We start from the raw sequence: 20105 nt of genomic DNA on the forward strand, positions 1-20105 counted from the left end.
GATCGGCGATCTCGCCCCTTCTCCGGCTGCGAAGCGGGCCAGATCGCCGATCTCGCCGAGCGGCGGTGGTCAGGGGCGGTCGAAGGCGTCGATGGTGCACTTGGTGACGACGCCGTAGACCAGGTGCGGGACCAGGTCGCTGAGCCAGTCGGCCGCCGACCAGGTGCGGGGATCGGTGACGCCGAGCGCCGTCATCGGCCCGTTCGCCGCGACCATCGCACCCAGCCCGGTGAGCAGCGTCCCGACCGGCTTCGCCGAGCGCAGGCCCGACGCCCGGGCCAGCCCGCCGACCACCCCCACCCCGACCCCCGCCACCAGGCCGGTCATCGGCCCCAGCCCCTCGACGCGGTTCCGGCGCGTCTCGTCGTCCCCGGGGATGGGCACGTGCGCTGTCTCCGCGAGCCGCTCCACGGTCCGCTGTGGGGTCGAGCTGCTGCCACGGCCGCGCACGACCATGTCCAGGTACGTGACGGCGTTGAGCGCCGTCGTCCCTGCTGCGCCGGCCGCCGCCCCGCGCAGGGCCCACCCCAGGGTGCTGATCCCGCGCTTGCCCTTGCCCGCCACGCCGAACGGCGTCCGCTTCTCCATGCGCGGGCCGGTACCCGCCGGACAGCGAGCCCACCCACCGACCACGGGCACGGGCGGGCCGGGCGCGGCCGCCCATGCCGAGCGGGTGGACGACGCCCGCCGGGCTGGACCCGCCCGGGACCCGCGCGGATCCGCCGGCCCCGCTAGCCGGTGCCGGCGGCGCGGTCCAGCAGCGGGTGTGTACGGCGCTCGACGAAGCGGCGCATCGCCAGCGCGGTGTCCACCCGCTGGACGCCGGCGATCGACAGGACGGCCTCGGTGATCCGCCAGAGGTGGTCGGCGTCGGTGGCCACCACGTGGACGAGCAGGTCCGTGGCGCCGGACAGGCCGGTCACCTCCAGCACCTCCGGCAGGCCGGCCAGCGCATCGCTGACCTCGCCGAGCCCCCGCTGGGCGACCTGCACGGACATGTAGGCCGCCAGGCGGTACCCGAGCGCCTCCGGCCGCACCCGCTGGTCCAGCGGGGCGAGCACGCCGTTGCCCTCCAGCCGGGCCAGCCGGGTCTGCACCGTGTTCCGGGCGAGCCCGAGCCGCTGGGACAGGGCCATCACGCTGGCCCGCGGGTCCTCGGTCAGCGCACGCAGCAGCCGCGCGTCCGTTGCGTCGATCTCCGGCATGCTGCGCAGTCTGGCAGTTGCCGGCGGTCCGCGGGTGGCTTTCTGCGCAGTCCCCGGCGACGCCCCTGCGCAGATCGCCGCACGCCAGGGCTGGTCCTCGGCGGGTGCGCCGTGCCAGGATGTGTGAGGACCGCCACATCCGGCGGACCGGAACGTCCAGCACCGCCGCACCGCCGGTGACCCCGGCCGCGGTGGCCGACGGCGAGGAGCGCGACCCGTGACAGCGAAGACCTCGACCACGGAGATGGTCGACCCCGTCCCGGGGGCCGCCGCGCCCCACCACGCGCCGCGCACCGAGCTGGTCCAGTTGCTGACGCCGGAAGGCGACCGGGTCGAGCACCCCGACTACTCGCTCCAGATCGGCGACGACGAGCTGCGCGGCGTGTACCGCGACCTCGTCCTGGTCCGCCGATGGGACGTCGAGGCGACCGCGCTGCAGCGGCAGGGCGAGTTGGGCATCTGGGCCTCGCTGCTGGGGCAGGAGGCCGCGCAGGTCGGCGCCGGCCGGGCGATGGCCGCATCCGACATGGCGTTCCCGACCTACCGGGAGCACGGCGTGGCCTGGGCGCGCGGCATCGACCCGCTGCACGTGATCAGCCTGTTCCGGGGCGTGGACAACGGCGGCTGGGACCCGGTCGCCACCGGCTTCAACCTCTACACCGTCGTCATCGGCGCGCAGACGCTGCACGCCACCGGCTACGCCATGGGCGTCCAGCGCGACGGCGCGGAGCAGGCCGTGCTGGCGTTCCTGGGCGACGGCGCCACCAGCCAGGGCGAGGTCAACGAGGCGATGATCTGGGCGGCCAGCTTCTCGGCCCCCGTCGTCTTCTTCTGCCAGAACAACCAGTACGCGATCAGCGTCCCGCTGGAGCGGCGGTCGCGGGTGCCGCTGTACCAGCGCGCCGCCGGCTTCGGCTTCCCCGGCGTCCGGGTCGACGGCAACGACGTCCTCGCCGTGCTGGCGGTGACGCGGCAGGCCCTGCAGGCCGCCCGCGAGGGGCAGGGCCCCACCTTCATCGAGGCCTTCACCTACCGGATGGGTGCGCACACCACCTCCGACGACCCCACCCGCTACCGGCTGGCCAGCGAGCTGGAGGAGTGGAAGCTGCGCGACCCGATCGCCCGGCTCAAGGCCCACCTGTCGCGCAGCTCCATCGCCGACGCGGCGTTCTTCGAGTCCGTCGAGGCCGAGGCCGACGAGCTGGCCGCCCGCATCCGCACCGGCACCGTCGACATGCCCGATCCGGCACCGACGGAGATGTTCGACCACGTCTACGCCGAGCAGACCCCGCAGCTGGCGCAGCAGCGCGCCGACTTCGTGGCCTACCAGGAGTCGTTCGAGGGGGGCGAGCACTGATGAGCGAGACGCTCACCATCGGCAAGGCGCTCAACCTGGGTCTGCGCAAGGCCATGGAGGACGACGGGAAGGTCGTCCTCATGGGTGAGGACATCGGCAAGCTCGGCGGGGTCTTCCGGATCACCGACGGCCTGCAGAAGGACTTCGGCGAGGCCCGCGTCGTCGACACCCCGCTCGCCGAGGCCGGCATCCTCGGCACCGCGGTCGGCCTGGCCATGCGCGGCTACCGGCCGGTCTGCGAGATCCAGTTCGACGGGTTCGTCTTCCCCGCCTGCAACCAGATCGTCACCCAGGTGGCCAAGATCCACGCCCGCTCCCGGGGCCGGCTGGCGATGCCCATCGTCATCCGCATCCCGTTCGGCGGCGGCATCGGCGCCGTCGAGCACCACAGCGAGAGCCCGGAGGCCTATTTCGCGCACACCGCGGGGCTCAAGGTGGTCGCCGTCAGCAACCCGGTGGACGCCTACTGGGGCATCCAGCAGGCCATCGCGCACCCCGACCCGATCGTCTTCCTCGAGCCCAAGCGCCGGTACTGGGAGAAGGCCGAGGTCGACGTCGAGGCCACACCCGACCCGCTGTTCGCCTCCCGGGTGGTGCGCGGGGGGGACGACGTCACCGTGCTCGCCTACGGCCCGATGGTGAAGACGGCGCTGCAGGCCGCCGCGGCCGCGGCTCAGGAGGGGCGGTCGGTGGAGGTCGTGGACCTGCGCACCGTCTCCCCGCTCGACCTGGCGCCGGTCCACGAGTCGGTGCGCCGCACGGGGCGCTGCGTGGTCGTCCACGAGGCCCCGGTGACCCTGGGCCTGGGCGCCGAGATCGCCGCCCGGGTGACCGAGGCCTGCTTCCACTCCCTGGAGGCGCCGGTGCTGCGGGTGGGGGGCTACGACACCCCGTACCCGCCGTCGAAGCTCGAGGAGGACTACCTCCCCGACCTCGACCGGGTGCTGGACGCCGTCGACCGCGCGATGGAGTTCTGAACCGATGGCGAACTCGACGCCAGTGCTGCGGCAGTTCCGTCTCCCCGACGTCGGTGAGGGCCTCACCGAGGGGGAGATCCTCCAGTGGCTCGTCGCCGTCGGCGACCAGGTCGCGGTCAACCAGCCGCTGTGCGAGGTCGAGACGGCCAAGGCGGCCGTCGAGCTGCCCTCGCCGTTCGCCGGGACCGTCGTCGAACTGCTGCACGAGGCCGGGACCATGGTCGACGTCGGCACGCCGATCATCACGATCGACGTCGGAGGCGGGGCGCCCGCGGACGAGCCGGCCCCGGCGGACGATGCCGAGCCCGCCGCCGGCCTGATCGGGGGCACCGCGCCCGGTGGTCGCACCGCGGTGCTGGTCGGCTACGGTCCGCGGACGACCGAGGCCCGGCGCCGGCCACGGCGCTCCGGCAGCGTCGCCGCGGCCCGCGCGACCCAGCGCCCGGGCGCCGACCACGGCTCCGGGGGCGCCGACCGCCCGCCGCAGCCCTCCGACGACGGCCCGCCGTTGCTGGCCACCGCGCCCGACATGCGCAGCAAGCCGGTCCGCCACGGCGGCCTGGAGGTCGGCCGGCAGGCCGAGGCGGCCGCGCTCCGCGACGACGCCGCTCCCGCCCGGGGCGTCGCGCCCGGCCGCCGTGGCCCGCGCCCGCTGGCCAAGCCCCCGGTGCGCAAGTACGCCAAGGACCTCGGGGTCGACCTGGCGACGCTGACCGGCTCCGGCACCGACGGCTGCATCACCCGGGCCGACGTCGACGCCGCCGTCGCCGCCCGGACCGCCCCTGCGGTGGAGAAGGCGACCTCTGCCGGGACCGGCGGGGAGCAGCGCGTCCCGGTCAAGGGGGTGCGCAAGGCGACCGCCGCGGCCATGGTGGCCAGCGCCTTCACCGCGCCGCACGTCACCGAGTTCCTGACCGTCGACGTCACGCGGATGATGAAGCTGCGCAGCCGGCTGGCCGGGCGCCCGGAGTTCGCCGGCGTCAAGGTCAGCCCGCTGCTCTTCGTCGCCAAGGCGGTGCTGCTGGCCGCCCGGCGCCATCCGATGGTCAACAGCTCCTGGGACGAGGCGGCGCAGGAGATCGTCGTCCACGGGCAGGTGAACCTCGGCATCGCCGCGGCCACCCCGCGGGGGCTGATCGTGCCCAACGTCCCCGACGCCGGCCGGCTGACCCTGCCCGAGCTCGCCGCGGCCCTCGGTGAGCTGACGGAGACCGCCCGCGCCGGCCGCACCGCACCGGCCGCGATGAGCGGGGGCACGCTCACCATCACCAACGTCGGCGTGTTCGGCGTCGACACCGGCACGCCGATCCTGAACCCGGGTGAGGCGGCCATCCTGGCCTTCGGCGCCGTCCGCCAGATGCCGTGGGTGCACAAGGGGAAGGTCCGCCCGCGCCAGGTCACCCAGCTGGCGCTCTCCTTCGACCACCGCATCGTCGACGGCGAGCTGGGCAGCCGGTTCCTCGCCGACGTCGGCGCACTGCTGCACGATCCCGGGAGCGCCCTGGCGTTCTGACCCCCGCGAGGAGCCTGTCGACCCCGGCCGGCAGGCCCCCTCGCGGGGGCCGCGACGGCGCTCCGCTGACCTGCTACTTCGAGGTGTCGCACGCACGTCGGCGGGGTAGCTGGTGCGCGATCGAACACGCGACATCAAGGAGCTGAGAACGTGGCCAGCGTGCAGGAGTCCATCGACGTCGACGTCCCGATCCGTGTCGCCTACGACCAGTGGACGCAGTTCGAGACGTTCCCGCAGTTCATGGGCGGGGTCGAGAGCATCACGCAGATCGACGAGACGCACACCCACTGGGTGACCAACGTCGACGGCGTCAAGCGGGAGTTCGATGCCGAGATCACCGAGCAGCACCCCGAGGAGCGGGTGGCCTGGACCAGCACGACCGGTGAGGCCAAGCACGCCGGCGTGGTGACCTTCCACCGCCTCGACGACGCCAAGACCCGCGTGATGATCCAGATCGACTGGGAGCCCACCGGGCTGGTGGAGAAGGCCGGCGCAGCGCTCGGCTTCGACGACCGCCAGGTGAAGGCCGACGCGAAGAAGTTCAAGGAGTTCATCGAGAGCCGCGGCACCGAGACCGGTGCGTGGCGTGGGGACGTCGAGCGCCCCAGCTGAGCGAGCGGGGTCCCCGCTGCCGCGGGACCACGACGGCGCCCGTCCCCGCCCGGGGACGGGCGCCGTCGGCGTTTTCGGGGGCCCGTCAGGTCGGAGGGGTGTCCGCGTGACGACTCTCACCCGAAGGGGCGGGGAACCTTCGGTGGAAACGACAGTATGCCGATGTTTCGTCGGATTAGAGTGGCGACTGCCTGCGTTACTACGGCTACAGGTGTTTCACTCCGATGAAAGAGGCAGTAACGATGAACAGCGTGACGACCAGCTGGCGGCAGCGTCGGCAGCTGGCGCGTACCCGGCGGGCACTCGCCAAGGCGCTGGCGCGCAGCAGCAGCCCGGCCATGCGGGACGAGCTCCTGACGATGGCCAACAACAGCGCCTTCCTCGGCCGCTGAGCGGCGGTCGCGCCCGCGCGGCCCGCGAACATCTCGACCCCGGTCTCCGCTGAGACCGGGGTCGCATGCGTCCGGGAGCAGCCGCTTCCAAGGACGCCTCTCTGCTGGCATCCTGTAGCCGTGCGCGTACACCGGGTGCGCGGGGGGCGAGCTGGCCTCCTTCGATCGAGGGGATGCGCTCCGGCCGCCGGGGCCGTGCGTCGATCAGAGGACGTGGACATGGAGACCTGGCGACGACGGTCGCGCCTGCCGTGGCGCCGCCGGGCGGCCGTGGCGGTCGACCCGGAGCTGCTCGCCCTGCGCGGCCGGCTGCAGATCCTGCAGTCGGCGGCCACGGAGCTGGTCGCCAGCGAGGACGTCGACACGGCGCTGGAGCGGATCGTCTCCCGGGCCGCGGAGGCGGTCCTGGCGCCGGCCTACCTCCTGGCTGTCCAGGCGCCGGGCGGCGGCGCGCCCCTGGTGCACGGGTCCGGCCTGCCGGCCGAGCGGCTGCCCGAGCTGGCCGCCGCACTCCTCGACGGGGACGACATGGGCCCGGGTGCGGTCGTGGTCGACATCGCGTCGGCGCGGCGATCCCACGGCAGGCTGGCTGCCCTCTACCGCCCCGGCGATCCGGCGATGGGCGACGAGGCAGCCATGCTGGCCGCCTATGCCGGCCACGCGGCGGCCGCCCTCGACCTGATCATCGCGCTCGAGGACGCCCGTAGAGAGGCCGACCGGGCCGGCGCGCTGCTGGCGCTGTCGCACGAGCTGGCGGCTGTGGCCGATCCGGCCGAGGTGACCGAACTGGTCGCCGCGGCGCTCGGGCGCGTCGTCGGCTGCAGCCGTGCCAGCCTCCTGCTGTGGGACCCGGGCGCGGGGGTCCTCCGGGCGTCCTCGACCGCCGGCATGTCCGACGAGCAGGCGGCGCTGCTGGCGGGGACCGTACTGCGCCCGGAGGACACCCCGGAGCTGGTGGGGATGCTGACCGACCGGACGCCCCTCATCCTCGACGACGCGACGAGCAGCCCCCGGCTGAGAGCGGTCCTCCGGGGCATCGGGAGCGCCGACGTCGTCGCTGTACCGTTGCTCGCCGGTTCGACGTTCCTCGGTGTGGCGACGGTGGGCTGGCAGACCGGGGAGGCGCCCGCCTCGCTCGCCGGGGACGTGCAGGTCCGGCTGCGCGGCGTGGCGGACCAGGCATCCACCGCCCTGCAGAAGGCCCGGCTGCTCCAGACCGTCCGGCACCAGGCCACCCACGACGCGCTGACCGGTCTCCCCAACCGCGTGCTGTTCCTCGACCGGCTCGCCGAGGCGATCGCGGCGGAGGACCGGCGGTCCCACGCCGCCGTCCTGTTCTGCGACCTCGATCGGTTCAAGCAGGTGAACGACACCCTGGGCCATGCGGCCGGCGACGAGCTGCTGCGCCAGGTATCCGCCCGGCTGCGCGCCGCCGTCCGGCCCGGCGACGTCGTGGGCCGGCTCAGCGGTGACGAGTTCGCCGTCGTCATGCCCGGTCTCGCGGAGCCGTCGGATGCCCACGGCCTGGCTGCCCGGGTCGTGGAGTGCTTCCGCGAGCCGTTCCGGCTGGAGGGCACCGACGTCCTCGTCGGCACCAGCGTCGGGGTGGCCGTGTACCCGGGCGACGGCGGCACCGCCGAGCAGCTGCTGCGCACGGCGGACGCGGCGATGTACCGGCACAAGTACGCGGACCGGCCGACCCCGGCACGTGGCTGACCTGGCCGTCTCACCGAACCGGTCGGTTCCGCGAGACCCGCCGAGCCGTCAGGCCCGCAGCCGGGCCCGCAGCGCCGCCTGCTCCTCGGCACCGAAGCCGTGCGCGTCGAGCCAGCCGGCGGGGCCGCCGTACCGCTCGTCGAGCAGGGCCAGCACCCGCTGCATCGTCTCCGCGCGCGGGGTGTGGCTCGCGACGTCACGGCTGACCATGTCCTCGGCGTACGTCGGGGAGGCGGCCAGCTTGGCCACCAGCGCGTCGATGATCTCCGCCGTCAGCGCGTAGTCGGCCACGACCTCCTCGTGCGGAACGCCCGCGACGGACAGCGCGAACGCGCACACCACACCGGTGCGGTCCTTCCCGGCCGCGCAGTGCACCACCGAGGCGCCGTCCTCGGCCCGGCTCAGCGCCCGCAGCGCACCGACGACGTTCTCCGACCGCTGGCCGAGGTAGCCCAGGTAGGACCGCACCGCCGGCGGCTCGCCCTCGTCGTGGGCGGCCACCTGCCGGGGCAGCAGCGACTCCAGCCACCCGGCCGGCAGGTCGGGCCGCTCGTCGGCCTCCTCGACCGCGAACACGTCGGTGTGGTGGCCGCGCTCTGGCAGCAGGGTGAAGTGCCGGTGGGTCACCTCCGGGACCGAGCGCAGCGGCCCACGGCCCTCCAGGAGGATCTCCGCCGTCGTGCGCAGGTCGATGACCTGTCGCAGGCCGATCTCGTGCACCAGCCGCCGGACGTCGGCGTCGCTGAGGGTCTGCAGGTTGTCGCTGCGCAGGATCCGCCCGGTCGCCGTGCGCCCGCCGTCGGTGGTCGGCAGCCCGCCGAGATCACGCATGTTCGTCGTGCCGTCGAGCCGGATCCAGCGGCCGGTGTGCGGAGAGGTCACCTCTGGGACGGTACGGCCTCGGCCGGGAGGTCACCGAGCAGCCGCTCGCACACCGCGACCAGCCGGCGTCGCAGCGCCGCGCCCCGGTCGGCGAAGGTCCGCTGGGCGGCCACGTACTGCCCCTTCCCCTCGGGCGTCTCGACGGGCACCGGCTCGTACCCGTGGTCGCGCAGGTCGTAGGGCGAGGCGCGCATGTCCAGCACGCGCACGTCGACGGCCAGGGCGAAGCAGTCGGCCAGCAGCTCGCCGGGCACGGCGGGGGAAAGCTTGTAGGCCCACTTGTAGAGGTCCATCGTGGCGTGCAGGCAGCCCGGCTGCTCCAGCTCCGGCTGGTCGGCGCGCGTCGGCCGGAGCGTGTTCAGCGGCCGGCCACGACGGCTGAAGAAGCGGTAGGCGTCGAAGTGGCTGCACTGCACGCGGTGGCCGTCCACGACCTCGGCGGTGCCCTCGACGCCCAGGCGCAGGGGCACCGCGCCGTGCCGCACCTCGCCGTCGTCCGGGCGGTAGACCATCGCCCACTCGTGCATGCCGAAGCAGCCGAACTGCGCCGGTCGTCCGGCGGTCGACCGGAGCAGGTGCGCGACCCGGGCCACCAGCTCCCCCCGGGCGGACCGGAAGGCCTCGGCGTCGAGGCCGACGGCGCCGTCGGCGTGCTCGGCGTGGAAGGGCCAGTCGAGGCGCTCGCGGGCGGCCGGGCCGGCCAGGGCCACACCGGTGCCGGGGTGCCAGCGGGCCAGCCGGCCAGGCGTCTCGGAGTAGTAGGTGAACAGGAAGTCCAGCACCGGGTGCGCGACGCCGGCGCGCCGCCGATCCGCGTGCGGACCGGTCCAGACCGCCATCCGCTCCGCGTGCGCCCGCGCCCGCGGCAGCCACTCGTCCTGGGTGAGGACGGTCCGAGGCGGGTGCGGCACGGCGTCCAGCGTAGGGGCGGCTTCCGCTGCGGCGCCCCGGAGGCCGCAGCGGGGACGGCCTCAGTCGGAGGTGTTCCCCGGGCGAGCGACGCCGTCGTCCTGTTGCGCGTCGTCGTCGGTGGTGAGCGTCGCGTCGCTCTCGGGCGCGTCGCCCTCCTGCGCCTCGGCGACCGGCCCGTCCGTGGTGTCGGGGGACTCGCGGTAACCGGACGGCTGGGACTCGCTCATCGGCCGTCGTCTCCGGATCGGTTGGTGGGGGCCGGGACCTCGCCGGAGGCGCCGGCCCGCGTGGCGCGGGCGATGTCGCCGTCGGCGTTCGCGGGAAGGTCGTCGCCCTGGGTGGCGTCGCGCTCGATCGCCTCGTCGGCCGTCAGGGGGACGTCGTCGAACGACGAGCCCAGGTCGCTGTTGGCGCCGGTGCCGGACGAGGTGGGGATGTCCTGCTGGATGCGGTCGCTGCCCTGCGGGTCGGTCATGCCGGCCTCCTGTCGGTCGGGGCTGTTCCCCGACCCCATGCCCGACATCGCCGCTACGAAACGGTGGAGGCCGCCTCCCCGGGACCGGGGCGGCGGCCTCGACCATCGGCGCAGCACTCAGAAGCAGCCCTCGTCGAGCTCCATGAGCGCGTTGTCGGTGGCCTCGACGATGGCCCGCTCGGAGGCCAGCCGCGGCAGCACCTGGGTGGCGAAGAAGCGGGTGGCGGCGAGCTTGCCCTCGTAGAAGAGCCGGTCCCGTGCGCTGACCTCGCCGGCCAGCGCGGCCAACGCGACCTCCGACTGGCGGATCAGCAGCCAGGCCGTCACCAGGTCGCCGACCGAGAGCAGCAGGCGGGAGGTGTTCTGGCCGACCTTGTACAGGTTCGCCATGTCCTCCTGGGCGGCTGCGAGGTGGCCGAACATCGCCGTCAGCATGCCCTGGACGTCGTCCAGCGCCGTCGCCAGCAGCTGCCGCTCCTCCTTGAGGCGGCCGTTGCCGGCCTCGGCGTCGATCGTCACCTGGATCTGCGAGGCCAGCCAGGTCAGCGCGACGCCGCCGTCCTTGACGATCTTGCGGAAGAAGAAGTCCTGGCCCTGGATCGCCGTGGTGCCCTCGTACAGGGTGTCGATCTTGGAGTCGCGGATGTACTGCTCGATCGGGTAGTCCTGCAGGAAGCCCGAGCCGCCCAAGGTCTGCAGCGACTCCTGGGTGAGCAGCTGGGTGGCGCGCTCCGAGCCGAAGCCCTTCACGATCGGCAGCAGCAGGTCGTTGACCTTGGCGGCCAGCGTGGCCTCGGCGCTGTCCGCGCTGCCCTCGGCCTCGGCCTGGGTGATCTGGTCGCGGAAGCCGGCCGCGTACAGGTACAGCGCGCGCATGCCCTCGGCGTAGGACTTCTGCAGCATCAGCGAGCGACGGACGTCCGGGTGGTGGGTGATGGTCACCCGCGGGGCGTCCTTCGACGTCGCCGTGAGGTCGGCGCCCTGGACACGGGTCTTCGCGTAGTCCAGGGCCACCTGGTAGCCGGCCGAGAGGGTGGCGATCGCCTTGGCGCCGACGAACATGCGGGCGTGCTCGATGACCTCGAACATCTGGGCGATGCCGTCATGCACCTCGCCCACCAGCCAGCCCTTCGCCGGCACAGGGCCGTCGCCGAAGGTCAGCTCGCAGGTCGTGGAGACCTTCAGCCCCATCTTCTTCTCGACATTCGTCACGTACGCGCCGTTGCGCTCGCCGAGCTCGCCGGTCGCGAGGTCGACGTGGAACTTGGGGACGACGAACAGCGACAGCCCCTTGGTGCCGGCCCTCGCTCCCTCCGGACGGGCCAGTACCAGGTGGATGATGTTGTCACTGAGGTCGTGCTCGGCGGAGGTGATGAACCGCTTCACGCCGCTGATGTGCCAGGAGCCGTCGGGCTGCTGCACGGCCTTGGTGGTGGCGGCGCCCACGTCGGAACCGGCGTCGGGCTCGGTGAGCACCATGGTGGCGCCCCAGCCGTTCTCGAGCATCAGCTCGGCCATGCGCTTCTGGTCCGGTGTGCCGAGCTCGTGCAGGATCGCGGCGAACGCGGTGCCGGAGCCGTACATGAACGCGGCCGGGTTGGCGCCGAGGATCATCTCGAATGCGGCCCAGGTCAGGGTGTGCGGGGCGCCGAACCCGCCGAGGTGCTCGGGCAGGTCGAGGCGGTACCACTCGCCGTCCTCGATGGCCTTGACCGACTTCTTGAACGACTCGGGGAGCGTGACCGAGTGCGTCGCCGGGTCGAACACCGGCGGGTTGCGGTCGGCGTCGGTGAAGGAGGCCGCGACGGGCCCTTCGGCCAGTCGGCGGAGCTCACCCAGGATCCCGCGGGCGGTCTCGGCGTCCATCTGCTCGAACGGCCCCGTGCCGAAGCGATCCTTCGTGTCGAGGAACTCGAAGAGGTTGAACTCGAGGTCCCGCAGGTTCGCGGTGTAGTGGCTCATGCGCTGGCTCCCGTGCTCATGCCGATGGACGGCGATCCCTACCCGCCGGTAACAAACGCTATTACCGGTCGGTAGGACGGAGCAAGCTCTTCGAGCCGACACGACCACTCGGGGTGTGCCGGGACGCACGTCCGTACCGGTCGTGCGTCCCGGTCGTTCCTCCGCCGCCTCAGCGGCGGCGGCGCCGCGCCCGGAGCACGATGCCGGCCAGCCAGGCCAGCAGCCCGCCGAGCGCCGCGGCGATCAGCAGCGCCACCACCAGCGGGCCCTGCACGTCGCCGAACACCAGGCTGATCCGCACCGTCTGGCCGTTGAAGACGATGAACAGCACCAGAACGACGGTGACGAAGATCAGCAGTGCGAGCGCCAGCGACCGGCCGATGGTCCGGCCGGTGTGCCGCTCCTTCTGCGGGGCCTGCTGCGGCGGCGCCGGGGCCGGCGCGTCCGATCCGCCGTCGGCGGAACCGGTCGAGCGGTTGCCCAGGCCCACGCTCAGCGGGTCTCCGGCCGTACCGGGCCGGTGCGGATCGGGGGCGGTCACTGCGCGTCCGGTTCGGTGTCGGCGGGCGGGTAGGCCGGGCCGGCGATGCCGTCGGCCGGGCCCTCGGTGGCCCCCAGGGAGTCGCGGTCCTCGCCCGGTGCCTTCTGGGCGCCGAGAGGCTGGGCCTTCCGTTCCGATCCGGCATTGTTCTCATCGGGCATGGTCATCCTCAGGATCTGCCCGGACCCGTGGGCCCGGAAACGGCTCGCCGCGGTGCCTGCGCGGGCCCGCCGCGACCTGTGGGCGGCGGGCCGAGGGGGTGCGCGTTCAGTCCTCGAGGGCGGGTCCGGCCTCGTGGGCGGGGTGGCCGGAGGTGCGCTCGCGCTGCTTCATCCGGGCCTCGTAGACGTGCCGGTCGCCGCCGGAGAGCTCGTCGCGCGCGCGGGCGTCGTAGGCGCGGAAGGTGCCCCAGTAGTTCTCGTCGAAGTCCTCGACGATCTGGAAGGTCCACCGGTCGGCGATGACGTTGCGGCCGACCAGGTCGCGGTCGATGTCCTGGGCCAGCCGGTCGGCCCCTGCGCGGCCGAACAGCTCGACGGACTCCTGGAGGAGCCGGTCGGCCTTGCCGGTCAGCTGGTGGAACGCGTACAGGAAGCCGCGTGCCTGGTCGGCGGTCTCCAGGGCCTCGGACAGCTTGCCGAGCGCCTCCACCGTCGTGTCGTCGAGGTCGGGCCGGGTGCGGTCGTTGCTCACCCGCCCATCCTGCGGTCAGCCCCGGGTGACCGCGATCTCGATCAGCCGCTCGGCCAGCCGGCGGCCGTGCGCGGCGGGGCCGTCGGGGCCCAGCAGGCCGCCGGAGAGGTACATGCCGTCGATGATCAGGTGGATCTGGGCGGCGAGGTCGTCGCCGTCGCCGTCGCCGTCGCCGGGCACGATTTCGTCGGCCAGCCGCTCGAGGCGGGCGTGCAGCTCGAACTTGTAGTCGGCGGCCGCGCTGCGGGCGGGGTGCTGCGGGTCGTCGTACTCGCTGCTGACGTTGGTGAACGGGCAGCCGCGGAACCCGGTCCGGGTGACGTCGCGCTCAACCGCGTCGACGACGGACAGCAGCGCGGCGCGCGGGTCGCCCTCCAGCCGGTCCAGCTCGGCGTCGATGAAGCCCAGCACGGTGGCCGCCTTCCGCGTCAGGTAGGCGCCGACGAGGTCGTCCTTGCTCTTGAACAGCCGGTAGACCGTCATCTTGCCGAGGCCGGTCTCCCGCACGAGCTCGTCCATGCCGACGCTGCGTGAGCTGCGCCCGGCGAAGAGGCGCTCGGCGGTGTCCAGGACGATCGCCTGCCGCTCGGCGCGGCTGCGGCGGAGCGGTGCCGAGATGTCGTCGTCGGCGGCGAGGGGCAGGGCGGCGGTCACGCCAGCGATGGTGCACCAGCACGTGACGGAGCAGTTCGCGGCACGCCGACCGTGATCGCTCTGGGTGACGAGAGACGCCCGGGCTGTGCGGGGTAGCGGAGGATGCTGGTGTCGGTGTGACGACGGAGCGTCACCGACGCCTCCTCCGAGGGTCAGTCCCGGCGGGTGCGGCGGGGATTGGCCAGCAGCCGGGCCACTGCGCGGGTCGTGCTCTCGACGGTCGACTCGTCACGTGACGTGGCGGGCGACTCGTGGGTGTTGCGCGGGTTCTGCTTCTGCTCCTCCATGTGGCAGAGCCTGCCCGACCGGTCGTGGTGGAAAACAGGGGCGTAGTCGATCGCAGTTGAGAGTTGTGTCACCGTTCGCGGCCTCGGTGCGTGTCGTGGGTGCCCACCAGCGGCCGGTTCGCCCGCCGGGCGGCACGGGGGCCGGTGACCAGCAGGACGACCACCCAGGCCAGCGCGGCGAGCCCCACGATGAAGAAGCTCGGCGGCAGGTTCACCATCGCCGCCAGCACCAGCCCGCCCCAGACCGAGCCGAGCGCCAGGGCGACGGCGAGCGTCGCCACGCGTGCCGGCCGGGCCGTCAGGCGCAGCGCCGTCGCGGCCGGCGTCACCACCAGCGCGAACAGCAGCAGGGTGCCCACCACCTGCACGGCCATCGTGATGGTCAGCGCGAGCAGGACCACGAAGGCCACGCCGAGCGCCCGGACGGGGACGCCCCGCGCCTCGGCGACGGCCGGGTCCACCGAGGCGAACACCAGGGGGCGGGCGATGACCGCGAGCACCAGCACGACCAGCGCGGTGAAGGCCGCGTAGGCGGCGAGCTGGTCGCGGGTGATGGCCAGCAGGTTGCCGAACAGCACCGACGTCGTGGTGCTGGCGTTGGCGCTGGCCAGCGAGGCGAACAGCACGCCCAGCGCCGTCGCGAGCGCCAGGATCGTGCCGGTGGCCATCTCCCGGTCGGCGACCCGCCGTCCCAGCAGGCCGATCAGCAGCCCGCCGCCGAGGCAGAAGAGGGCCAGGCCGAGGGTGACGGGTGCGCCGACGAGGATGGCCCCGGTCGCGCCCGGGAACCCGATGTGCGCCAGCGCGTGCGCGGCGAACGCGTTCTGCCGGGTGATGACGAAGTAGCCCAGCAGCCCGGCGGCGATGGCGACCAGCGAGCCGCCGATCATCGCGTTCTGCATGAACGGCGCCTGCAGGATCTGCAGCCAGTTCGACTGGAACTCCACCGCGGCCAGGGCGCCGCTCATCGCTGGGGGTCCCGCCAGGCGGCGCGGGTGAACAGGTCGCCCTGCGCGGTGCGCACGACCCCGACCGGGGTGCCGTAGAGGTGCGTGAGCAGCTCCTCCTGCACGACGTCGGTGATCGGGTCGTGGTGCGGGTGGCCGTCGAGCAGGTAGATGGCTTCGGTGAGCACCGGCAGCAGCGGGTTGAGGTCGTGCGCGACGACCATCACCGTCACGTCCCGCTCCCGGTGGAGCTGGCCGAGCAGCTGCACGACCTCCTGCTGGTTGCGCAGGTCGAGGTTCGCCAGTGGCTCGTCGAGGAGCAGCAACTCTGCGTCGTCGACGATGGCCTGGGCGATCGCGACCCGCTGCTGCTGGCCCCCGGAGATCTCCGACATGCGCCGATCGGCGAAACCGGCCGCGCCCACCCGTTCCAGCGCGGAGTCCACCCGTGCCCGCTCGGCGGCCGAGGTGCGGCGCAGCCCGAAGCGGTTGCCGGTCAGGCCGAGCGTGACCAGGTCGCGGCAGCGGATGGCGTCGCCGAGGGCGGCGGTGTAGTTCTGCGGGACGTAGCCGATGCGGCGGTTCCCGCGCCGTGGCGGGGCGCCGAGGACCTCCACCCGGCCGCCGGACGCCGGCAGCAGGCCCAGTGCCACCTGGAAGAGGGTGGTCTTGCCGGCCCCGTTGGGGCCGATGACGCCGACGACCGCCCCGGCCGCCACGGTGAAGGTGCCGTCGGACCAGACGGTGCGCCCTCCGCGGGTGACGCTGACGTCGTCGAGGACCAGGGCCGCGGGGCGGCTCACGGGGCCGTCGGGGCGTCGCTGCGCCGGGAGAACCACCACGCGACGAAGGAACCCGTCCCCGCGCGGCGGGATTCCGCGTCGCAGGGGGCGGCCGGGGCCGCAGGAACGCCGGCGAGCGGGCGACGGACCGGCACGAGCACTCCTACGACTGACAATGATTGTCACTCGCAGTATGGCCGAGCCGTGCGCCGGCCCGGTGGCCGGGTGGCCGCCCGCGCGCCGGACCGGTGCCGAGGTCAGACGTCGGGCGTGTCCGCGCCACCCTCTGCCGCGTCGGTGCGACCCTCGGCCGGCTCCTCCGGGTGGGGCGTGCGGCCGCTCCCGGCCTCCTCGCCGGCCGGGTCTCCCTCGGCGCGGTCTGCGCTGCGCGGCGTGCGCTGGGGTTCGCTCATCGGGCTCCTCCTCGAGGCTCGGGTCACGGAGGCTGTGCCCGGTCCTCCCGCGGGTGAACCGCTGGTCAGCCGACCGGGCTGGCGGCGGGGACGCGCGGGAGCAGGCGCCGCACGGCGTCGTCATCGGGCAGCGCCCCGCGCGCTCCGGCGCCGGTCGTGGACAGCGCCGCGGCGGCGACGGCGTACCGCACGGCGTCCGGCAGCTCGAACCCGACCGCCAGCGCCTGTCCCAGCGCCCCCGAGAAGCAATCGCCGGCGCCGGTGGTGTCGACGACGGTCACCGGCGGCGGCGCCTGCACCAGGGCCGGGCCGTCGCCGGGCACGACGAGGGCACCGCGGGCGCCCAGGGTGACCACCACCGCGCCCGGCGTCACCCGGCGCGCCAGGCCCACGAGCTCGGCGGGGGAGCGCTCGCCGGGCTCCTCGCCGGCCAGCTGCACCAACTCGTGCTCGTTGGGCACCAGGACGTCCACCCGCTCCAGCAGCGCGGCCGGGAGCGGGCGGGGCGGCGCGGGGGTGAGCACCACGGTGCCGGTCGCCGCCCGTGCCGCCGCCTCGACCGACGGCAGCGGCACCTCCAGCTGGAGGAGCAGCACCCGCGCCGAGCGCACCGAGGGGGTGTCGACGTCGGCCGGGGTCAGCTCGGCGTTGGCCCCGGGGACGACCACGATCAGGTTCTCGCCGCTGGCCTCCTCCACCGGGATCGTCGCGGTCCCGGTCGGTGTGCCGATGGTGCGCAGCACCCGGCTGACGTTCACCCACGACCCGGCCAGCGCGGCCAGCTGCCGGTCTCCGGAGGGGTCGTCGCCCACCCGCCCGACCATGTGCACGGTGTGATCCCCCCGGCCACCCAGCAGCCCGGCGGCGGCGGCCTGGTTGGCGCCCTTCCCTCCGGGGGCCAGAGCCGCGGACCGGGCCACGACCGTCTCCCCGCGGGCGGGCAGCCGGTCGACGGCCACCAGCACGTCCTCGTTCAGGCTGCCGACGACGGTGACGGACACGCGGACCTCCGGGGTGGTGGGCGGGCCACCAGCAGTACCAGACCCGCCGTTTCCCCCGGGCGGTGCCGCGGTACGGGGGGACGACGACCGAGCCGAGGGCCGATGACGACCGAGGATCCCCACGATGTCCGGAGCGAGTTCGGCGAGGCGGTGACCATGACCGCCGGCGAGCTGGAGAAGTGGCTGGCTGCTCCCTGGTGAACTGGGGAGACGACCCGTTGAAGAAGGGCTGGGCCCGCAGTGCGAGACAGCGTCCTACCGCGCAACGACCCCGCCCAGTACGAGGAGCTCGCCGACCAGTGGTGGGACCCCTCGGGTGGGTTCGCCGCGCTCCACTGGCTGGCGGCCTCGCGGGCCGAGCACGTCCCGCCCGCGGCTCCGCCGGGCGCCCTCCTGGTCGACCTCGCCTGCGGCGGCGGGCTCATGGCCCCCCACGTGGCGCGCCTGGGCTACCGGCACGTCGGCGTCGATCTCGGGTTCGAGGGCCTGCGGACGGCGCGCAGCCACGGCGTGCTCCCGGTGCGTGGCTCGGTGCTGGCGGTTCCCCTGGCCGACGGCTGCGCCGACGTCGTCGTCGCCGGCGAGATCCTGGAGCACGTCGAGGACGACGTCGCGGTGCTGGCCGAGTGCGCCCGCCTGCTGCGGCCCGGTGGCGCGCTGGTGATCGACACGCTCGCCGCCACGCGGATCGGCCGCTTCCTCACCGTGACCGTCGCCGAGCGGCTGCCCGGCGGCCCGCCGCCCGGGATCCACGACCCCGCGCTCTTCGTGGACCGCGAGCGGCTGCTCGCCGCCGCCGACCGGCTCGGCCTGGACCTCCGCCTGGTCGGCCTGCGGCCCTCGCTCCGCGACGCGGTCGCCTGGCGGTTGGGCCGCCGCGGCGGTGTGCGGATGAAGCCGATCCGGTCCACGGCGGTCATCTTCGCCGGGTACGGGCGCAAGCGGTGAGCGGGCGACCGCCGGGCGGCGCACGTACCGTCGGGCGCATGATCCCCAGCAGGTCCGCCGAGGAGCCGCGCCGGTGAGCGCGGCGGTCCTCACCGGCGCCGGCTCGGCGCTGCCCACCACCCTCGACCAGGAGGCGGCCTGGGAGGGTTTCTTCGCCCGGCACTACGAGGGCGTGCGCGCCGCCCGCCGGATCTTCCTCGGCGCGGGCGTCCGCCGGCGCCACGCGGTGGCCAACCCGATGGACGAGGACCTCAGCGGCTGGGGCACCGGACCGCGGATGGCCCGGTACATCCAGGAGGCGCTGCCGCTGGGCAAGCAGGCGGTCGCCGGCGCGCTGGACGCCGCCGGCCTGGCACCCGGCGACGTGGGGCTCTTCGCCGTCGCGACCTGCACCGGTTACGCCACGCCCGGGCTCGACATCCGGCTGGCCAGCGACCTCGGCATGCCGGCGGGGCTGCAGCGGCTGCTCGTCGGCCACATGGGCTGCTACGCGGCGATCCCGGGGCTGGCGGCCGTCGGCGACTTCGTCACCGCCCGGTCGCGGCCGGCGGTGCTGCTGTGCTGCGAGCTGACCAGCCTGCACGTGCAGCCGGCCCAGGCCGACCTCGAGCAGGTGGTCGCGCACGCGCTGTTCTCCGACGCCGCCGCGGCCGTCGTCGTCGAGCCCGGCGCCGCGCGCGGGCACCGGCTGGCCGGCATCGTTGCGCGCACCGACGCCTCCACCGCCGACCACATGACCTGGGACGTCACCGACCTCGGCTTCCGCATGGGGCTGTCCCCGCGGGTCCCCGACGTGCTGTCCCGGCACGTCGGCGACGTGGTCGACGAGCTGCTGGCCGGAGCCGGGCTCCGGGTCGAGGACGTCGCCGGCTGGGCCGTGCACCCCGGCGGCCCGCGGATCATCGACGTGGTCCGGGACGAGCTGGGGCTGCGCGAGGAGCAGGTCGGCGCCTCCCGCCGGGTGCTCGCCGAGCACGGCAACTGCTCCTCGGCCACCGTCCTGCTCGTGCTGCAGGAGCTCGCCGACGTCGACGGGCCGATCGTGGCGATGGCGTTCGGCCCGGGCCTGACGCTGTACGCGGCGCTGCTGCTCCCCGCCTGACCACCTGGCCGACCGGCGTCCCCGGCCCTACGCTGCGCGGTACCGCGCGGGTGCGGTGGAGGAGGGCAGCCGTGGAGCCGTCCTCGTCGCGTGTGCGGGTGTTCCTGGTCGACGACCACGAGGTGGTCCGCCGGGGCGTGGCCGAGGTGCTGGAGGACGACCTGGGCCTCACCGTCGTCGGGGAGGCCGGCACGGTCGCCGAGGCGCTGGCCCGGGTTCCGGCAGTGCGTCCCGACGTCGCCGTCCTCGACATGCGGCTGCCCGACGGCGACGGTGCCTCGCTCTGCCGGGAGCTGCGGGCCCGCGTCCCCGGCCTGCGGTGCCTGGTGCTCACCAGCTACGCCGACCGGAGTGCTCGCGACGAGGCCGTGCGGGCCGGAGCGGCCGGGTTCCTGCTCAAGCAGGTGCGCGGCCCCGCGCTGGTGTCGGCGGTGCGCACCGTGGCCGCGGGCGGCAGGCTCCTGGCCGACGGCCCGCCGCCCGCGGCCCGGCCCGGCGGGGACCGGCTGGCCGCCCTCACCGACCAGGAGCGCACCGTCCTCCGGCTCATCGGGGAGGGGCTCACCAACCGGCAGATCGGCGAGCGCATGGGGCTGGCCGAGAAGACCGTCAAGAATTACACCAGCCACCTGCTGGCCAAGCTGGGCCTCGAGCGTCGCACGCAGGCGGCGATCCTCGCCACCGAGCTGCGCGACAGCCGCCTCCCGGGGCGCTGACCCGCCGGCGTCCCGGGA

At 74.3% G+C, this 20105-nt stretch carries 25 protein-coding genes; 9 read left to right on the plus strand and 16 right to left on the minus strand.

Annotated features, from left to right (window positions below; genetic code table 11):
- Positions 1 to 69 precede the first annotated feature (69 nt).
- Positions 70 to 588, minus strand: coding sequence for a hypothetical protein (locus tag ACI791_RS15210; protein ID WP_456586798.1), 519 nt, complete (start codon positions 586 to 588; stop codon positions 70 to 72).
- Between the two features lie 143 nt (positions 589 to 731).
- Positions 732 to 1205, minus strand: coding sequence for an Lrp/AsnC family transcriptional regulator (locus ACI791_RS15215; protein WP_456586799.1), 474 nt, complete (start codon positions 1203 to 1205; stop codon positions 732 to 734).
- A gap of 217 nt (positions 1206 to 1422) precedes the next feature.
- Here ACI791_RS15215 and pdhA point away from each other — a divergent pair, with 217 nt between their 5' ends.
- The 6 genes from pdhA (at position 1423) to ACI791_RS15245 (ending at position 7772) form a co-directional block, all read left to right on the plus strand.
- Positions 1423 to 2562, plus strand: a complete 1140-nt coding sequence (gene pdhA / locus ACI791_RS15220) for a pyruvate dehydrogenase (acetyl-transferring) E1 component subunit alpha (RefSeq protein WP_456586800.1) — start codon at positions 1423 to 1425, stop codon at positions 2560 to 2562.
- Positions 2562 to 3539 (plus strand): alpha-ketoacid dehydrogenase subunit beta, encoded by a 978-nt coding sequence (locus ACI791_RS15225; RefSeq protein ID WP_456586801.1) that lies wholly within the window; start codon positions 2562 to 2564, stop codon positions 3537 to 3539. The genes pdhA and ACI791_RS15225 overlap by 1 nt, the downstream gene beginning before the upstream one ends.
- A 4-nt stretch (positions 3540 to 3543) precedes the next feature.
- Positions 3544 to 5052 carry a dihydrolipoamide acetyltransferase family protein gene (locus ACI791_RS15230; protein WP_456586802.1) on the plus strand — a complete coding sequence of 503 codons (1509 nt, stop codon included), beginning with the start codon at positions 3544 to 3546 and terminating at the stop codon, positions 5050 to 5052.
- A 150-nt stretch (positions 5053 to 5202) separates the two neighbouring features.
- On the plus strand, positions 5203 to 5664 hold the full coding sequence (locus ACI791_RS15235; RefSeq protein WP_347058314.1) for an SRPBCC family protein: 462 nt from the start codon (positions 5203 to 5205) through the stop codon (positions 5662 to 5664).
- A 242-nt stretch (positions 5665 to 5906) separates the two neighbouring features.
- Positions 5907 to 6056, plus strand: coding sequence for a hypothetical protein (locus ACI791_RS15240; protein WP_456586803.1), 150 nt, complete (start codon positions 5907 to 5909; stop codon positions 6054 to 6056).
- 219 nt (positions 6057 to 6275) lie between these two features.
- A complete protein-coding gene (locus ACI791_RS15245; protein WP_456586804.1) occupies positions 6276 to 7772 on the plus strand; it encodes a diguanylate cyclase domain-containing protein in 1497 nt (498 codons plus the stop codon).
- A 48-nt stretch (positions 7773 to 7820) separates the two neighbouring features.
- Here ACI791_RS15245 and ACI791_RS15250 read toward each other — a convergent pair whose 3' ends face one another.
- The 14 genes from ACI791_RS15250 to ACI791_RS15315 form a co-directional block, all read right to left on the minus strand.
- A complete protein-coding gene (locus ACI791_RS15250) occupies positions 7821 to 8654 on the minus strand; it encodes a tyrosine-protein phosphatase (protein WP_456586805.1) in 834 nt (277 codons plus the stop codon).
- Positions 8651 to 9565 carry a 3-methyladenine DNA glycosylase gene (locus ACI791_RS15255; RefSeq protein ID WP_456586806.1) on the minus strand — a complete coding sequence of 305 codons (915 nt, stop codon included), beginning with the start codon at positions 9563 to 9565 and terminating at the stop codon, positions 8651 to 8653. The genes ACI791_RS15250 and ACI791_RS15255 overlap by 4 nt, the downstream gene beginning before the upstream one ends.
- A gap of 60 nt (positions 9566 to 9625) precedes the next feature.
- The gene (locus ACI791_RS15260; protein ID WP_456586807.1) at positions 9626 to 9793 is read right to left on the minus strand and encodes a hypothetical protein; all 168 of its coding nucleotides are present in this window, start codon (positions 9791 to 9793) and stop codon (positions 9626 to 9628) included.
- Positions 9790 to 10041 carry a hypothetical protein gene (locus ACI791_RS15265; RefSeq protein ID WP_347058305.1) on the minus strand — a complete coding sequence of 84 codons (252 nt, stop codon included), beginning with the start codon at positions 10039 to 10041 and terminating at the stop codon, positions 9790 to 9792. The genes ACI791_RS15260 and ACI791_RS15265 overlap by 4 nt, the downstream gene beginning before the upstream one ends.
- A gap of 117 nt (positions 10042 to 10158) precedes the next feature.
- Positions 10159 to 12003: an acyl-CoA dehydrogenase gene (locus ACI791_RS15270; RefSeq protein ID WP_456586808.1), complete on the minus strand. Its 1845-nt coding sequence runs from the start codon at positions 12001 to 12003 to the stop codon at positions 10159 to 10161.
- Positions 12004 to 12172: 169 nt separating this feature from the next.
- A complete protein-coding gene (locus ACI791_RS15275; RefSeq protein WP_456586809.1) occupies positions 12173 to 12544 on the minus strand; it encodes a LapA family protein in 372 nt (123 codons plus the stop codon).
- The gene (locus ACI791_RS15280) at positions 12541 to 12711 is read right to left on the minus strand and encodes a hypothetical protein (RefSeq protein WP_456571054.1); all 171 of its coding nucleotides are present in this window, start codon (positions 12709 to 12711) and stop codon (positions 12541 to 12543) included. Before ACI791_RS15280 ends, ACI791_RS15275 begins: the two co-directional genes overlap by 4 nt.
- A gap of 100 nt (positions 12712 to 12811) precedes the next feature.
- Positions 12812 to 13237 carry a hypothetical protein gene (locus ACI791_RS15285; protein ID WP_456586810.1) on the minus strand — a complete coding sequence of 142 codons (426 nt, stop codon included), beginning with the start codon at positions 13235 to 13237 and terminating at the stop codon, positions 12812 to 12814.
- A 15-nt stretch (positions 13238 to 13252) separates the two neighbouring features.
- Complete coding sequence (locus tag ACI791_RS15290) at positions 13253 to 13891, minus strand: TetR/AcrR family transcriptional regulator (RefSeq protein ID WP_456586811.1); 639 nt, start codon at positions 13889 to 13891, stop codon at positions 13253 to 13255.
- Between the two features lie 152 nt (positions 13892 to 14043).
- Complete coding sequence (locus ACI791_RS15295) at positions 14044 to 14178, minus strand: hypothetical protein (protein ID WP_456586812.1); 135 nt, start codon at positions 14176 to 14178, stop codon at positions 14044 to 14046.
- A 68-nt stretch (positions 14179 to 14246) separates the two neighbouring features.
- Positions 14247 to 15146, minus strand: a complete 900-nt coding sequence (locus tag ACI791_RS15300) for a metal ABC transporter permease (RefSeq protein ID WP_456586813.1) — start codon at positions 15144 to 15146, stop codon at positions 14247 to 14249.
- Positions 15143 to 15928, minus strand: a complete 786-nt coding sequence (locus tag ACI791_RS15305) for a metal ABC transporter ATP-binding protein (protein WP_456586814.1) — start codon at positions 15926 to 15928, stop codon at positions 15143 to 15145. The genes ACI791_RS15300 and ACI791_RS15305 overlap by 4 nt, the downstream gene beginning before the upstream one ends.
- Before the next feature lie 236 nt (positions 15929 to 16164).
- Positions 16165 to 16320, minus strand: coding sequence for a hypothetical protein (locus ACI791_RS15310; protein ID WP_347058289.1), 156 nt, complete (start codon positions 16318 to 16320; stop codon positions 16165 to 16167).
- A gap of 65 nt (positions 16321 to 16385) precedes the next feature.
- A complete protein-coding gene (locus ACI791_RS15315) occupies positions 16386 to 17321 on the minus strand; it encodes a ribokinase (RefSeq protein ID WP_456586815.1) in 936 nt (311 codons plus the stop codon).
- A gap of 240 nt (positions 17322 to 17561) precedes the next feature.
- Between ACI791_RS15315 and ACI791_RS15320 the strand changes: the two genes are divergently transcribed.
- The 3 genes from ACI791_RS15320 (at position 17562) to ACI791_RS15330 (ending at position 20087) form a co-directional block, all read left to right on the plus strand.
- Positions 17562 to 18269, plus strand: a complete 708-nt coding sequence (locus ACI791_RS15320; RefSeq protein ID WP_456586816.1) for a methyltransferase domain-containing protein — start codon at positions 17562 to 17564, stop codon at positions 18267 to 18269.
- A gap of 73 nt (positions 18270 to 18342) precedes the next feature.
- Positions 18343 to 19371, plus strand: coding sequence for a type III polyketide synthase (locus ACI791_RS15325; protein WP_347058283.1), 1029 nt, complete (start codon positions 18343 to 18345; stop codon positions 19369 to 19371).
- A 71-nt stretch (positions 19372 to 19442) separates the two neighbouring features.
- Positions 19443 to 20087: a response regulator transcription factor gene (locus tag ACI791_RS15330; protein ID WP_456586817.1), complete on the plus strand. Its 645-nt coding sequence runs from the start codon at positions 19443 to 19445 to the stop codon at positions 20085 to 20087.
- The last annotated feature ends 18 nt before the right edge of the window (positions 20088 to 20105 follow it).

The sequence above is a fragment of the Blastococcus sp. SYSU DS0973 genome (genome assembly GCF_054051055.1).

Excerpts from the sequence above, each read along its gene's own strand:
- ACI791_RS15240 (WP_456586803.1), top strand. The coding sequence starts at position 5,907 with ATGAACAGCGTGACGACCAGCTGGCGGCAGCGTCGGCAGCTGGCGCGT.
- ACI791_RS15215 (WP_456586799.1), bottom strand. The coding sequence starts at position 1,205 with ATGCCGGAGATCGACGCAACGGACGCGCGGCTGCTGCGTGCGCTGACC.
- ACI791_RS15245 (WP_456586804.1), top strand. The coding sequence starts at position 6,276 with ATGGAGACCTGGCGACGACGGTCGCGCCTGCCGTGGCGCCGCCGGGCG.
- ACI791_RS15210 (WP_456586798.1), bottom strand. The coding sequence starts at position 588 with ATGGAGAAGCGGACGCCGTTCGGCGTGGCGGGCAAGGGCAAGCGCGGG.
- ACI791_RS15230 (WP_456586802.1), top strand. The coding sequence starts at position 3,544 with ATGGCGAACTCGACGCCAGTGCTGCGGCAGTTCCGTCTCCCCGACGTC.
- ACI791_RS15260 (WP_456586807.1), bottom strand. The coding sequence starts at position 9,793 with ATGAGCGAGTCCCAGCCGTCCGGTTACCGCGAGTCCCCCGACACCACG.
- ACI791_RS15300 (WP_456586813.1), bottom strand. The coding sequence starts at position 15,146 with ATGAGCGGCGCCCTGGCCGCGGTGGAGTTCCAGTCGAACTGGCTGCAG.
- ACI791_RS15310 (WP_347058289.1), bottom strand. The coding sequence starts at position 16,320 with ATGAGCGAACCCCAGCGCACGCCGCGCAGCGCAGACCGCGCCGAGGGA.
- ACI791_RS15295 (WP_456586812.1), bottom strand. The coding sequence starts at position 14,178 with ATGGAGGAGCAGAAGCAGAACCCGCGCAACACCCACGAGTCGCCCGCC.
- ACI791_RS15225 (WP_456586801.1), top strand. The coding sequence starts at position 2,562 with ATGAGCGAGACGCTCACCATCGGCAAGGCGCTCAACCTGGGTCTGCGC.
- ACI791_RS15265 (WP_347058305.1), bottom strand. The coding sequence starts at position 10,041 with ATGACCGACCCGCAGGGCAGCGACCGCATCCAGCAGGACATCCCCACC.
- ACI791_RS15270 (WP_456586808.1), bottom strand. The coding sequence starts at position 12,003 with ATGAGCCACTACACCGCGAACCTGCGGGACCTCGAGTTCAACCTCTTC.
- ACI791_RS15280 (WP_456571054.1), bottom strand. The coding sequence starts at position 12,711 with ATGACCATGCCCGATGAGAACAATGCCGGATCGGAACGGAAGGCCCAG.